Below are 13,857 nucleotides of genomic sequence, written 5' to 3' on the forward strand. Positions count from 1 at the left end.
GCGATGATGAAGACACGGGATATGGGACGAAGTAATCATTGGGCCGCGCCCAGAATATGGCCGGCGGCTTGCCAGCCGGTGGCAACGGCGACACCGGAGCCGGAGCCCTCTTTGATGGGGTCATAGTGAGCCAGCACGCTGCCTGCGCCATAGAGGTTGGTGAGCGGTTTGCCGCCGCGCATCACTCTGAGCTTGTCGTCGGTCTTGACCCCGAAGCCCATGAAGGGGTGGTGGTCGAACAGGCGGCGACCGGCCCAGGCATCGCGCTCCTCCAGACTCAGCACATCGGCGTCGAAGATGGGCTCGCGAATGCCGCGCAGACGGGATTCGAGGCCGCGGCTGAAGAAGCTGCCGGAGGCGAGCACGAAATGATCTGCTTCAAACAGCTGATCGTCGCCGTTCTGGCTGTGCACACCGAGCACCTTGTCCCCCTCGTAACGGGCGCCAAGCACCCGCTCGCTGGTGAGGAAGGTACCGCCCAGGGCCTGGAAGCGACGCTTGAGCGCCTCTTGCATCCGCATGCCGATGAGTGAGGGCGGCATGGTCGCCACCTCCTTGATGGTGCAGCCGGTGCGTTTTTCCAGTTCCGCCAGACGGGGGCCGACCAGCCCCAGTGACAGGCAGGCGGGCAGCACCACATGGCGGCAGCCGGGATCGCTGCTCTCGTGCACCATGCGGCAGATTTCGCGGGCCAGATCTGCCAGCAGATCGGGCTGGTCGCCCTTTTGTTTGTCAAACAGGCGGGCGATATCGGCGGAGCGAAACTCGTGGGGATTACGGCTGAACTCGGCGAGCTGGGGCAGGCGAATTTCACCCGTCATGATGCGGCAGTGGGCGAAGCGCGGATGGGTCGCCAGGTTGGCGGCCGCGAGCGCCGGGTGAAAGTCGCGAAACCCTTCCAGGGTAGCCAGCAGGATGGCATCGGGGGCGGGTGCATCTGTCTGGCAGGCGCAGGTATGGGGCGACAGCCAGGTGGATTTCAGGGTGCCTATGGGGGTCAGCCGCTGGTGGTTGGTCTCCTGGCGAAACAGAGGCAGCCCCTGCTCGTGGCAGTGGCGCTGCAGATCCGCGAGGCTCGCCTCTATGTTGGTCAGGCCCACCTTGCTGTAGGGGTGATCCGGGTGCTCGGCCATGAAGGCGGGCAGGGCGGCGCGGGGATCGCCCTCGCTCTCCAGCAGATCGATGGAGCCGGAGGAGAAGTGCAAGGCGCTCTGGCCCGAGGCCATCAGCAGCGTCTTCTGACCCGCTTCGGCGAGGCGCAGCGCCGCCGAGAGGCCCGCCATGCCGCCACCTATCACGATACTGTCAAATTTCATGACTGCACTCCTTGAGTCAATGGGGCCTGGCTGTGGTCTTCTGTCCTGCTCACGGGGTCGAGGGGAAAGGGGGGCTCGGCCACCAGGTGGGGCGCCGTCCACTCTCCCAGACCAAACAGCCCTTCGTAGATCCAGTAGGTAAACTCCGCCTCGCGCAGGGCATCGCCCCACAGCACGGGACGGGTGCCCTTGTAACGCTCCTCCAGGAACTGGCGCAACATGACACAGGCTTCGCGGCCATCGGCCTTGCCATACTCCTGCATCAGACCGGCGGCCCGGTAGGCGCACAGCTCTCCCTGACAGGGGCCCATGCCGAGGCGCGTGCGGCGGCGCAGATCCACCAGGTTGTCCACGTCCAGCTCCCGCAGGGCGTATTCGATTTCGCCGGCTGTCACCATCTCGCATTCGCAGATGAGGGCGTTGGCCTTGGGGTTGTCACGAAAGAAGGCGATGACCCGCTCGCCGTGGCGATACTGGGCCGAACCGACCGTCGGGGCCGACAGACCGGGGGCGGAGACTTTCTCCGGATCCCGCGAGCCGGGCAGGCTGAGTTCGGCGGTGCGGCACGGCTTGGTGTTGCCTATCTTCCTGGCGATAAGGTCGGTGGCCCACTCGGCCATCAGCCGGTAGGTCATCAGCTTACCGCCGGTGATGGTATTGAAGCCCTGTAGCCCGTCGCGCTCGGCATGATCCAGCAGCACTATGCCGCGGCTGATGTTGCGGCCGGTCTCGTCGCCATCCACCGCCACCAGGGGGCGAACCCCGGCGTAGGCGCGCAGCAGACGGGTGCGGGCCATGATGGGGGCGAGCTTGATCCCCTCACGCAGCAGCACCTCCACCTCGTCCGGATCCACTGTGAGCTGATCAATCTTGTGATAGTCGATGCGGCTTGAGGTGGTGCCGATGAGGGAGATGGTATCGCCAGGCACCAGTATGTCCGCATCCGCAGGTTTGCGAGCGCGGTTGAGCACCATCTGGTTGATGCGGTAATCCATGATGAGCAACGAACCCTTGGCCGGGAACATGCGGATGCCGAGATCGGCGTACTCGCAGATCTGTTGGCCCCAGATCCCGGCAGCGTTCACCACCTCCTGGGCCTCCACTTCGAAGGCTTCACCGGTGCGGGTGTTGATGGCCTTGACGCCATAGACTCTGTCCTGATTGCGCAGCAGCCCCAGCACCTTGCTGTGGGTGAAAATGCGCGCGCCGTGTTCCTTGGCATCCAGTACGTTGGCGGCGGCGAGGCGGAAAGGATCCACAGTGCCGTCCGGTACTTGAATAGCCCCTATCAGGGCCGGGTTGACGTTGGGCTCGAGGCGCAGCGCATCGGCCGGATCCAGCTGGCGTGTATCTATACCCGCCAGGGCGCAGGCATCCATAAAGGTTTTTTGAAAATGGATGTCATCTTCCGGCAGGGTGACGAAGAGGCCGCCCGTGTCCTCGACGCAGTGGCTGGCTATCCGCTTGAGGATGCGGTTTTCCTGAATGCACTCGCGGGCGGATTCCGGATCCGTCACCGCATAGCGGGCGCCAGAGTGGAGCAAACCGTGGTTGCGGCCCGTGGTGCCGGCGGCGATGTCATCGCGCTCCAGCAGGATGCAGTCGATGCCGCGTAGTGCGCAATCGCGCATGATGCCGGCTCCGGTTGCGCCACCCCCTATGATGACGACTTGTGTGGTTATTCTTTTCATTCTTGCCCGTCTCATCTCTTCCAGATGGGAACAGTGTCCCTTACTCATGGGATGAAATGTTTGATATGGGCCAAATTAATGTTCGTAAACGCGCATAAGTGACAAGGATATGAGCATTATGTGACGGGAGTCACAAGAGACAGCCGCAGGCGTCACCGGCGAACAAAGAAAAAGGGCGCCGAGCGCCCCAAAAGCTGGATGGTCGAGCCTTTAACCGCAGCACTTCTTGAACTTTGTGCCGCTGCCACAGGGGCAGGGGTCGTTGCGCCCTGCCTGCAGCGGTGCCGGATCCTGCTCGCCATTGGCATAGACCCAGCGCCCCTGATGGCGCACGAAGCGGGAACGCTCATGCAGGCAGTGGCGTTCATCTCCCTCCCGGAACCAGGCCTTGAATTCCACCATGCCGGTGTCGTCCAGCGGACCACCCTGAGCGGCGAGGATATCCAACCCGTCCCAGCGGGTGTCGGTCTGGGAGAGTTGATCTGCCGTCAACCCACCCAGATGATCAGGGTGCCAGCTGTGTACCAGATAGTCGCCCAGCCCCAGCACGAAGGCACTGTAACGGGAGCGCATCAGCTGCTCCGGTGTTTGGGCCTCGGCCCCCTGGTGCAGTGATCCACAGCACAGTTCGAGAGAAAGAGTGGAACCGCAAGGACATTTGTTCATGTGTCAGCCCATCAGGGTCGATAGATAAAGGTGCGGGGATTGTAGCGAAAGCGGGTCCCCGTCGACCAGCGTCCTATACTGGTCAGGTAGGAACGGAACACCAATAAAAACAGCAGCAAGGATGTGAAAAATGACGCTAAAACAGAAAATTCTGTTGTTGGGAGCCGTCCCCGTGCTCCTGATGGCTCTGGTAGTCAACCTCAGCAATTACATGATCTCCAAGAGCGATCTCGAAGCCGATCTGATCGTTGCGCGGGAGAATGCGATCAAGGAGCGCAAGGCGCTGCTCAGCAGCTATCTGATGCTAGCCAAGACGGCTGTCGACACTGTCTACAACCAGCCAGATACCCCGGAAGTGCGCAAGCAGGTAGCCGAAATATTGCGGCCGCTGCGCTACAGCAGCGATGGCTATTTCTTCGTTTACGACTTTCAGGGCAATACCGTCTTGTTGCCGACCCGTCCCGAGATGGAGGGCAAGAACCGTTGGCAGGACAAGGATGCCAAGGGCAAGCTGCTTATCCAGGAGATCGTCAAAGCCGCCCGTCAGGGAGATGGTTTCTCCGAATACTGGACCGCCAAGCCTTCTATCGGGCGGGATGCGCCCAAGCTCTCCTTCAACCTGGTGCTCGACAAATATGAGTGGATTATCGGCACCGGCTTTTATATCGACGACATCGACAACGAGCTGGCGGCGCTGCGCACCGAGCGCGAGAACAACATGCACAACTCCCTGCAGAGCAGTGTGCTGCTGATCCTGGTGATACTGGGCATCACACTGGTGGCGACAGTGGTGATAGGCAACCGGGTTACCCGGCCGCTGGCAGATGCGGTTCAGGCACTTAATGACATCGCAGACGGTGAGGGGGATTTGACCCAGCGCCTCAAGGTGCAGAGCAATGATGAAATTGGCCAGCTGGCCACGGCGTTCAACCGCTTCGTCGAGCGGATCCAGTCGGTGGTGAGCCAGGTGGGGGAAACCAGCAACCATCTGTTCAGTGCCGTGGAGAAGTTGCACAGCTTGAGCGAACACTATGATCATCAGATGCAGGGCCACAGCAGAGAGACGGATCAGGTGGTCACCGCCGTGACCGAGATGAGCTCCACCGCGCAGGAAGTGGCGGCCAGTGCCTCCAACGCGGCGACGGCCACCAGCGATGCGGCACGGGAGTCCGACGCCGCCCGTGGCGTGGTGGGCACCGCCATCAACAGCATCAACCGGCTGGTGGGGGAGGTGCATACCGCCTCCGGGGTCATCGAGCAGCTGGCCCATGAAACCGGCAAGATTGGCTCTGTGGTGGAGGTCATTCGCGGCATTGCAGAGCAGACCAACCTGCTGGCGCTCAACGCCGCCATCGAAGCAGCCCGGGCCGGTGAGCAGGGGCGCGGCTTTGCGGTCGTTGCGGACGAGGTGCGCTCCCTGGCGGGCCGAACCCAGCAGAGTACCAAGGAGATCAACGAGATGCTTCAACGGCTGCAAAGTGGCGTCAAACAGGCGGTAGACGTGATGCAGGCCAGTGAGGAGCGCAGTCAGGAGACGGTACAGGAGGCAAGCCATATCGCCACCTCACTCGACAGCATGGTGATGGCGGTCAGCACCATCAACGACATGAATATCCAGATTGCCACCGCCGCTGAGGAGCAGCATGCGGTGTCGGAGGAGATCAACAAGAACCTGGTGGCCATCCAGCAGATCGTCAGCGAGCTGACCGATGCAGCGGTGGAGTCCAACAGCACCACCCGCGACCTGGCCAGCACGGGTGACAAATTGCGTAAACTCGTCTCCCAATTCCGTTATTGATCGCATTTTTGCCGTCTGGACGTCATTTCCAGACGGCAAATTTGGGGATCGGCAGAGAATGTGGGAAAATTGCCGCCATCCGTTCCTTTCGTTAACCCGTACCCTATGAATGAGATCGTGAAAGGCAGTATCGATTTGATCCGTCAGCTCAACTATGGCCTGGTCTACGCCAGCCTGGAGGAGCACAAGGAGCTGTCCCGTACCGATCTGTCCCGTTTGACCGGCCTCTCTCCGGCCAGCATCACCAAGATCACCCGTGAACTGCTTGATGGCGGTCTGGTGGTGACCTGTGGTGAAAGCTCGGTGGGACGTGGTCGCCGTCAGACCCTGCTGCGCATCAACGAACGCCGCTTCCAGTTTCTCTCCATGCGCCTCGGCCGTGGCTATGTGGACATGGCCCTGTTCGATCTGGCCGGTCGCTCTCTCGCCCGTCATCGTCATACTTTCAGCGAAGCGGAACGCGCCGATCTGCTGGCCAGCCTGGTGCGAGCCATTGAGGGTTTCCTGCCAAAGAAGGCGTTGCGCCTTGCCTGTATCGCCCTCTGTCTGCCCGGGCAGGTGGAGCGCCACTCCGGCATGGTGAAACACTTCCCTTTCTATGATCTGCGCAACTGGCCCCTTGGCCCGACCCTGCAGCAGGCGTTCGCGGTGCCCGTGCTGGTCAGTGGCGATGTGCGGACCTGGATCCAGGCCGAGCGCGAATGGGGCGCGGCGAAAAATTGTGCCGATGCCGTGCTGGTGTTCGTCCACAACGACATAGGGGTCGGCATGGTGGTCAATGGTCAGCTCATCGAGAGTGAGTCGGCTCTGCTCGGCGATCTCAGCCACTTGCAGCTCGAACCCTATGGTCAGCGCTGCTACTGCGGCGGCTTTGGCTGCGCCTGTACCCTGGTGACCAATCAGGCGCTGGAGGCGCAATATCGGGAGCTGCGCGAGCGCATGCAGGAGTATGACTTGCCGGAAAGTGTCACCATCCGCGAGTTGTGCGAGCTGGCGCTGGCGGGTAACAGCCTGTGTCAGGACATTCTCCATCAGGCGGCCGGTCGTCTCTCCCGGGTGCTCTCCAACCTCATCTGTCTGCTCAATCCGGGCAAGCTGCTGCTGGGGGGGGAAATAACCCGCGCCGATCGCTTGTTGTTCCCCATGCTGCACCAGTCCCTGGCCAGCCAGTTGCCAGCCGAATACCTGGTGCGGCTGCAAATCGAATCCACCCATTTCTACGAAGATCCCACCAAGCCCACCTCGGTACAGGTGCACAAGGCCCTGCGCGATGGCAGTCTGCTGCTGGACTTGTTGCGAGGCGACAAGGAGACATGACGCTCGGGTTGCAAGGACGCTTCCTGCTTATGCTCTGTCTGGTCAGTCTGCTGCAACTGGTGTTGCTGAGCGGGGCCAGTTACTACTACGTCTCCGAGCAGCGCTACCAGGAGGTAGGCGATCAGGCCCTTGACGTGGCGCGACTGGTGGCCCGTGAGCCCGGCGTCATTGCCGGGGTGAAGCGGGGCGACACAGCCCGGCTCAATGTGCTGGTTGAGCAGATCCGCGCCGAGGTCGGCGCCAGTTACATTGTCATCGGTGACAGCGAGGCGCGGCGGCTGGTGCACCCCAATGCGGAACGTATCGGCAAGCCCATGGTGGGGGACGATCCTGCCCGAGCCCTGCAAGGAGAGGCCTATATTTCCCGTGCCCAGGGGTCGCTCGGTGTCTCGGTGCGCGGCAAGGGGCCGATCCGCAACGAGATGGGACAGGTCATCGGCGTGGTGTCGGTCGGTTATCTGGTGCGCGACATAGATGCAGACCTGCAGGATTTTCTGCGCTTCGGTCTGGGAATGACCCTGATTATCGTCTTGCTCAACAGCGCTGCTGCCGCCTGGCTGGCGCGGCGCTACAAGCGGGCGATTCTCGGGTTCGAACCCGAGCAGATCGGGCGCCTCTATGCCGAGCTGGATTGCACCCTGCGCACGGTACGCGAGGGGATCCTCACCATAGATGAGCAAGGCCGACTTACCTCCCTCAACCCGAACGGCATCCGGCTGCTGCGCCTCGATGAGCAGGCGGCGAGGGCGGCCCTCGGCCAACCCGTCACCCAACTGTTGCCTGAAAGCCGCATGCTCTCCCTCATTCAGGATCCGCGCCCCCAGTATGACGAAGAGATAGTGCTCAATGGCCAGCAGCTCATCGTCAACCGGCTGCCGCTGGTGCGGGATGGCAAACTGATCGGCGCCGTGTCGAGCTTTCGGCGCAAGGATGAGCTGGCCGAGCTCAGCGCCCAGCTCTCCCAGGTGCAGGCATACAGTGACCTGTTGCGGGTACAGACCCACGAACACAACAACCAGCTCGGTACCATAGCCGGCATGATAGAACTGGGTGCTACCCAGGAGGCGCTCGCCTTCATCGGGCGGGAAGCCGCTACTGAACAAACCTTGCTCAGCTTCCTGATGGGGGCCATTGCCAAGCCCAAGGTGGCAGGGCTACTGCTTGGCAAGTATCACAGGGCCCATGAGCTGGGGCTGGTATTGGTGGTGGACCCAGACGCCCGTCTGCACGACATACCCCTTCGTGTGAGCGGCTCCCAGCTGGTGACACTGCTGGGCAATCTCATCGACAATGCCTTCGAGGCGACCCGTCGCCACGGCGCGCCTTACCAGCCGATCCGGGTCTCGTTGAGCGATCTTGGCCAGGATCTCATCCTGGAGGTGGAGGATGGGGCGGGTGGTATAGACCCTGCCCTGGCGGACAGATTGTTCGAGCGCGGGGTCAGCAGCAAGGTCGAGCCCGGTCACGGTATCGGGCTGGCGCTGGTGCGCAAGACGCTGGATGCCCTGCAGGGGACCATTACCATCGAAGCCACGACGCAGGGAAGTTGCGTCGTTTGTTACATTCCCAAGGAGGTGTGAGTGATCAAGATCCTGATCGTCGAAGATGATCCGGCCATCGCCGAGATCCACCGTCGCTTTGTGCAGCGGCTGGCGGGCTTCGAGGTGCTGGGGGTGGCGCTCACCCTGTTTGATGCCAGAGAGCAGATAGACATTCTCAAACCCGATCTGGTGCTGCTGGATGTGTGGCTGCCCGATGGTGAGGGCTTTACCCTGCTGCGTGAGCTGCGTCAGGCCGGGGCAAGCCTGGATGTCATCCTGCTCACTGCCGCCCGTGAGGCCAACGCCTTGCAGGAGGCGATGCGGCTCGGGGTGGTTGACTTCATCCTCAAACCCGTGGTGTTCGAACGGCTGCGCGATACCCTTGATAACTATTGTCAGAGCCGCGCCGCGCTGGCGGCGCTGGCTGACATCGATCAGCAGGCGGTGGATGCCCTGTTCGGTACTCCGCTGCAACAGGTGGCGGCCGGCGGCCTGCCCAAGGGGATAGATGCACTCACCCTGCAACGGGTATTGGCGGCGCTGACGGGGGTGGGAGCCAGTGCCGAGGAGATAGGCAACCGGGTGGGGGTGAGCCGTACCACGGCGCGCCGTTATCTGGAGTTTCTGGTGGGCCAGCAATTGGCGAGCCCTGAGCTGGAATACGGCACAGTTGGTCGGCCGGAGCGGCGCTACCGTCAATGCTGACGCGCCAATATCTTGTGTTCGTCCTTGATGTCATAAAGAGAGCGCCTTTTGGCGCTCTCTTTCATTGCGGGTTCATGGGGATCAGGTCAGCTCCGAGTGCAGCGTCTCCACAGGCGCCCTGCGCGCTTGCCACCACCGCCACACCGGCAACAGCAGCATCATCAGGGTCACCAGCGTGAAGCCGAGGGTGATGGGGCGCTCCCACAGAAAACTCAAGGAGCCGTCGTTGATGACCAGGGCGCGGCGCAGGTTGTCTTCCAGCATGCCACCCAGAATGAAGCCGAGCAGCATGGGGGCCATGGGGAAGTTGAGCAGGCGCAGGCCGATGGCGATCAGCGCCACCAGTGCCATCACATGAATGTCCATGGTATTGAAGGAGACCAGATAGACGCCGGTCAGAGAGAACAGCAGTACCATGGGAATGAGCACGGGGCGCGGCACTGCCAGTACCCTTGCCAGGTAAGGAATAAGCGGCAGGTTGAGCACCAGCAGGACCACGTTGCCCAGATACATGGAGATGATCACCGACCAGAACACCTCTGGGTGTTCCATGAAAAGGCGAGGGCCCGGCTGGATGCCGTAGGCAACCAGGGCGCCCAGGATCAGCGCCGTGGTACCGGACCCCGGGATCCCCAGGGTCAGCAGTGGCACGAAGGAGCCGGTGGAGGCGGCATTGTTGGCGGCTTCCGGTGCGGCCAGGCCGCGCAGACTGCCCTTGCCGAACTGATCCTGATGTTGCTTGCCGGCGATGTTGCGCTCGGCACCATAGGCCATGAAGGCCGCTATGGTGGCACCGGCCCCCGGCAAGACGCCGATCAGAAAACCAAGTACGGAGGAGCGGGCAATGGGCGGTGCTATCTCGCGTATCTCTTCCCGACTCAGCTTGAGGCTGCCCAGATGCTTCATCTGCCTAGCCTCTTCCTCGCTATTGTCCTTGCCCGGACGCAGGACCGTCATCAGTATCTCCGCCAGGGCGAAGGTGGCCATGGCCAGCAGCAGGAAGGAGAAGCCATCGCGCAAATCCGGCAGGCCGAAGGTGAATCTGTCCACCCCGACGCTGCGGTCGATGCCGATGGTGGAGATCATGATGCCAAACAACGCCATGATCAGCGCTTTGAGTACCTGTCCCTTGCCGGCAAAGGCGGCCACGGCCGACAGACCCAGCACCATGAGGGCGAAATAGTCCGCCGACTGGAAGGAGAGGGAGACCTTGGCGAGCAGCGGCGCCGCCACCATCAGCATGATGGCCGACAGAGTGCCACCAGTGAAGGAGGCGTAGGCGGCGATGGCCAGCGCTTTGCCCGCCTGGCCCTTGCACGCCAGGGGGTAGCCGTCAAAGGCGGTCACCACTGTGGCCGAGCAGCCGGGGGCGTTGATCAGGATGGAGGAGGTAGAGCCGCCAAAGATGGCGCCGTAATAGACGCCGGCCATCAATATGATGCCGGAGGCTGGATCCAGCCCGTAGGTGATGGGGATCATCAGGGCGATGGCAGTGACCGGGCCCAGACCCGGCAGCATGCCGATAAAGGTGCCGACGAAGCAGCCGAGCACCACCATCATGAGGTTGACTGGCAGCAGTGCTGTGCCGAGTCCTTGCAAGATTCCGTCTAACATGGTGATTCCTTAAAACCCGAGCAGGGTAAACAGACGACCCGGCTCCAGATAGACATTGAGTCCCTTGGTGAGCAGTGCCCAGAAACCGATGGAAAAGGGGACGCTGATCATCAGGCCATAGCGCAGGCTGGGCTCACCCAATACCCGTATGCCCACGGTCAGGAAGGCGATGGTGGAGAGCACGAAGCCAAACCAGGTCAATCCCAGGCCATAGATGACCATGAGTCCGAGCAGGATGAAGACCCGGCGCCAGTCACCGGATTCCCTGCGCAGTGGCTCGCCGCCCGGGGAGAGAACCAGCAGCAGGGAGAACAGGGCACCCAGCCCGGCCAGGGCATAGGGCAGGGTGCTGGCGGTGAAGGGTTCATATTCGTCACCGGGGTAACCGGGGATCTTGGTGGCGTAATAGCCATAGGCGAGGGAGAGCAGCAAAAACAGCAGGCCTCCCAGTCGCTCCTTGGTGATATTCATGTCTGTCTCTCCAGCATGGACGGCGGGCGCCAGGCCCGCCTGTGATGTGACAACGAGGATTACTTGATGAAGCCGAGCTCGCGCATCAAGCCGCCGATCTGCTGCTCCTGGCTGTTGAGGAAGGCGGTAAAGTCGGGGCCGGACTGATAGAGATTGGTCCAGCTGTTGCGGGCGCGAACCACTTCCCACTCCGGCTTGTCATACATCTGCTTAAGCAGGGCGGCAAACTCGGCGGATTTCTCCGGGCTGATGTCGGGAGAGGCGAAGTAACCGCGCCAGTTGGCAAACACGGTTGGGTTGCCTTGCTCACTGAAGGTGGGCACCTGATTGGCCCCCGGCATCCGCTCGGCGGCAGTCACGCCCAGGATCCGCATCTGGCCCGATTTGACCGCCTCCATCGCCTCGCCAAACCCGGTGGAGAGCACCTGGGTTTCTCCTGCCAGTACTGCGGCCATGGCGCTGCCGCCCGCATCATAGGCCACATAGCGCAGCTTGCTGGCATCGGCTCCCCCATTCTTGAAGGTCATGGCGGCCACCAGATGGTCCAGGCTGCCACGGGCGGAGCCGCCGGCTATCTTCACCTTGGCCGGGTTGGCCTCATAGGCCGCCAACAGTTGGGACCAATCCTGGTAGGGGGAGTCCAGCGGTACGGCCAGCGCCTGATAATCGGCGATGATGGCGGCGACCGGGGTGAGATCCCGGAAGGATTGTGGCAACTCCTTGGAGAGGGATTTGACGATGATGGGGGTGGAGTTGACCATCAGTGTCTTGTCGGACTGGGCCGACGTTTCGATCAAATGGGCGATGGCTTTGGCGCCGCCACCGGCCGAGATGTTCTGGTAAGAGGCGGTGGTGATGAGGCCGGATTTGGTCAGCGCCTCGCCGGTGCCGCGGGCCGTGTTGTCCCAACCACCGCCGGCACCGCCGGGGATCAGAAAGTGGATGTCATCTATTTTGGCCTGTACGCCGAGGCTGGCGCCAAGCAGGCAGCAGAGCAGGGTGCGCTTGAGGGTTCCTTGCAACATGATGTACTCCTTGTGATTGTTGCAAAGAGGTTAATTAATCATGTCGGGTTGGAGAACAATCTGACCGTAATGGCTATTAAGGCTGTTCTGGTCATTTTGTGCATTTTGGTCATGGGCAGACGCTTTGTTGCTGAAAGATGGCTTGATGTCGCGCTGGCAAGGAGCTGGAGGTAAAAAACACCGGGCTCCCCGCTTGAAAAGGGGAGCCCGGTTCGTGCTGGCGAATGTCGCCTACCTTCAGACCTTTGCCGGTGGCGGGCATGATCTGCATGATGCCGATGGCGCCGACCGGGCTGCGCGCCTTGTGGTTGAGTGCCGACTCCTGATAGCCCTGAGCCGCGATCAGCAGCCAGTCCACATCGAAACGCTCGCCGTACTGGCGAAACAGATCTACCAGCTGCAGGAATTTCTTGCGCTCAGTCTCGGCGGCAGCGCTCTTGACGAATTTGTTCTGCTTGAGGTAACGGGCCAGGATGTCCTCTCCTGTGGCCTTGCCCCGCTGGGCTGCTATCTGCTCGTTGAGCATGGCGAGCAACTTGGGACTCTCCTTGCGTACTGCCCAGGCGATGACACCCCCTTCACGGAATGCGGGTTGTTCGTGGATCTGGATGGCGGGAAAAATCTTCTTCCAGAAGCGAGCCTTGTGCTCATCCATGACGATGAAGGGCAGCAGGCCGGCATTGACCATCTCCACCAGATCCTCATCTTCCAGGGATTCCGGGGCAGGCTTTATGTCGATGAGGGGCTCACCCGCGGTTTTGCGGGCCTGGTTATAGGTGATGAGGCTCTCGAAGTAACTTGAAGAGGGACGCACATGGATAGTTTGGCCGCCGAGTTCGGCGACACTCTCCACCCTGGGTGAGTGAGGCCCCGAGATCAGCAGTTCCCGCACGTTTTCCAATAAGGGATTGGTAAACTCCACGCCCTGTTTTTTGCGCTGATCCGTGATGGTGAGGTTGGCTGCCGCTATGTCACCTTTGCCGTCGATCAGGGCTTGCAGCAGGGCTTCACGGGCAACCGGAATGAAGACGAACTGCAGCTTGAGGTGGCGCTTGATGGCCTTCCGTTTGCGCAGCTGATCATTGAGCCGTTTTTCTACCTGCATGAAAGCATCGTAGGTTACGCCCCGTTGGACCCCTTTGTTGATGAAGTAGCCGGTCTTGTTGTAGGTGGTGAGAACCCGGATGGTGCGTCGTTCCAGCATGTCATCGAGGTCACCAAAGAGGGGGCGGGACAGTTCCTCTGCGCTAAATGCCAGGGACGCCGGCACGTCGTCGGGCGCTGCAGTCGGTTCAGCCGCCGTGGCCGGCGCCAGGCAGCACAGCATCCATCCCAGGATTATCCATAACCTTTTCATGATGAGTACCTCACTCTTTTCATTGAGTGTAAGTGGCAGGCAAGGGGCTAATTAGCTCATTGAGTTTGGCCCAACGTGTCAGATAGCACCATTGGCTCTATTTTGTGGTGCTGCAGCCGTCTCGTTCGAGATGGTCAAGCATGCCTGTTGGGGCAGAGGTGTGATGCGGATGGCTGCGGACACGAGATGTTGCGGTATCTGGCAGAGGACAGGGAATGGGAAAACCGTGTGTCTAGTCCTGAAATAGGTTTACACATTTTCGGCTAGCATTTCTCCACTCAGAACCCCCGATGTACTGCATCGGGGGTTCTGTATTTCAACGCATGATGCGGCCGCTCCACGTTGTAGATATCCAC

The 13,857-nt window shown here is 61.3% G+C and carries 10 protein-coding genes and 1 pseudogene; 4 read left to right on the forward strand and 7 right to left on the reverse strand.

Features of this window, described 5'->3' with window-relative positions; genetic code table 11:
* Window positions 1-35 precede the first annotated feature (35 nt).
* From glpB to GWQ27_RS20135, 3 genes are all read right to left on the reverse strand, one after another.
* A complete protein-coding gene (gene glpB / locus GWQ27_RS20125; RefSeq protein ID WP_059113407.1) occupies window positions 36-1,316 on the reverse strand; it encodes a glycerol-3-phosphate dehydrogenase subunit GlpB in 1,281 nt (426 codons plus the stop codon).
* Window positions 1,313-3,007, reverse strand: a complete 1,695-nt coding sequence (gene glpA, locus GWQ27_RS20130) for an anaerobic glycerol-3-phosphate dehydrogenase subunit A (RefSeq protein ID WP_275908175.1) — start codon at window positions 3,005-3,007, stop codon at window positions 1,313-1,315. The genes glpB and glpA overlap by 4 nt, the downstream gene beginning before the upstream one ends.
* 210 nt (window positions 3,008-3,217) lie before the next feature.
* A complete protein-coding gene (locus GWQ27_RS20135; RefSeq protein WP_234579066.1) occupies window positions 3,218-3,673 on the reverse strand; it encodes a YchJ family protein in 456 nt (151 codons plus the stop codon).
* 130 nt (window positions 3,674-3,803) lie between these two features.
* On the opposite strand from GWQ27_RS20135, the gene GWQ27_RS20140 reads away from it, so the two are divergent.
* The 4 genes from GWQ27_RS20140 to GWQ27_RS20155 all read left to right on the forward strand — a co-directional run bounded on the left by GWQ27_RS20140 (window position 3,804) and on the right by GWQ27_RS20155 (window position 9,034).
* Window positions 3,804-5,471: a methyl-accepting chemotaxis protein gene (locus GWQ27_RS20140; protein WP_021138253.1), complete on the forward strand. Its 1,668-nt coding sequence runs from the start codon at window positions 3,804-3,806 to the stop codon at window positions 5,469-5,471.
* A gap of 105 nt (window positions 5,472-5,576) precedes the next feature.
* Window positions 5,577-6,788 carry an ROK family transcriptional regulator gene (locus tag GWQ27_RS20145; RefSeq protein ID WP_275908176.1) on the forward strand — a complete coding sequence of 404 codons (1,212 nt, stop codon included), beginning with the start codon at window positions 5,577-5,579 and terminating at the stop codon, window positions 6,786-6,788.
* Window positions 6,785-8,368, forward strand: a complete 1,584-nt coding sequence (locus GWQ27_RS20150; RefSeq protein ID WP_275908177.1) for a sensor histidine kinase — start codon at window positions 6,785-6,787, stop codon at window positions 8,366-8,368. Before GWQ27_RS20145 ends, GWQ27_RS20150 begins: the two co-directional genes overlap by 4 nt.
* Entirely contained in the window at window positions 8,369-9,034 is a 666-nt protein-coding gene (locus GWQ27_RS20155) for a response regulator (RefSeq protein ID WP_021138256.1), read from the forward strand.
* Between the two features lie 81 nt (window positions 9,035-9,115).
* On the opposite strand, the gene GWQ27_RS20160 is transcribed toward GWQ27_RS20155, so the two are convergent.
* The 4 genes and pseudogenes from GWQ27_RS20160 to GWQ27_RS20175 all read right to left on the reverse strand — a co-directional run.
* Window positions 9,116-10,648 (reverse strand): tripartite tricarboxylate transporter permease, encoded by a 1,533-nt coding sequence (locus tag GWQ27_RS20160; RefSeq protein WP_021138257.1) that lies wholly within the window; start codon window positions 10,646-10,648, stop codon window positions 9,116-9,118.
* A gap of 9 nt (window positions 10,649-10,657) precedes the next feature.
* Window positions 10,658-11,119 carry a tripartite tricarboxylate transporter TctB family protein gene (locus GWQ27_RS20165; protein WP_059113412.1) on the reverse strand — a complete coding sequence of 154 codons (462 nt, stop codon included), beginning with the start codon at window positions 11,117-11,119 and terminating at the stop codon, window positions 10,658-10,660.
* Between the two features lie 59 nt (window positions 11,120-11,178).
* A complete protein-coding gene (locus GWQ27_RS20170) occupies window positions 11,179-12,144 on the reverse strand; it encodes a tripartite tricarboxylate transporter substrate-binding protein (RefSeq protein ID WP_021138259.1) in 966 nt (321 codons plus the stop codon).
* A 208-nt stretch (window positions 12,145-12,352) separates the two neighbouring features.
* Window positions 12,353-13,501 (reverse strand): annotated as a pseudogene (locus tag GWQ27_RS20175) (lytic transglycosylase F); the annotation flags it as partial.
* Window positions 13,502-13,857 lie beyond the last annotated feature (356 nt).

The sequence above is a fragment of the Aeromonas sp. 5HA1 genome (assembly GCF_029237245.1).
GTDB lineage: Bacteria > Pseudomonadota > Gammaproteobacteria > Enterobacterales > Aeromonadaceae > Aeromonas > Aeromonas salmonicida.

Bases quoted from the DNA above. Each gene is read 5' to 3' on its own strand.
- glpB (WP_059113407.1), bottom strand. From the start codon at position 1,316: ATGAAATTTGACAGTATCGTGATAGGTGGCGGCATGGCGGGCCTCTCG.
- glpA (WP_275908175.1), bottom strand. From the start codon at position 3,007: ATGAAAAGAATAACCACACAAGTCGTCATCATAGGGGGTGGCGCAACC.
- GWQ27_RS20135 (WP_234579066.1), bottom strand. From the start codon at position 3,673: ATGAACAAATGTCCTTGCGGTTCCACTCTTTCTCTCGAACTGTGCTGT.
- GWQ27_RS20140 (WP_021138253.1), top strand. From the start codon at position 3,804: ATGACGCTAAAACAGAAAATTCTGTTGTTGGGAGCCGTCCCCGTGCTC.
- GWQ27_RS20145 (WP_275908176.1), top strand. From the start codon at position 5,577: ATGAATGAGATCGTGAAAGGCAGTATCGATTTGATCCGTCAGCTCAAC.
- GWQ27_RS20150 (WP_275908177.1), top strand. From the start codon at position 6,785: ATGACGCTCGGGTTGCAAGGACGCTTCCTGCTTATGCTCTGTCTGGTC.
- GWQ27_RS20160 (WP_021138257.1), bottom strand. From the start codon at position 10,648: ATGTTAGACGGAATCTTGCAAGGACTCGGCACAGCACTGCTGCCAGTC.
- GWQ27_RS20165 (WP_059113412.1), bottom strand. From the start codon at position 11,119: ATGAATATCACCAAGGAGCGACTGGGAGGCCTGCTGTTTTTGCTGCTC.
- GWQ27_RS20170 (WP_021138259.1), bottom strand. From the start codon at position 12,144: ATGTTGCAAGGAACCCTCAAGCGCACCCTGCTCTGCTGCCTGCTTGGC.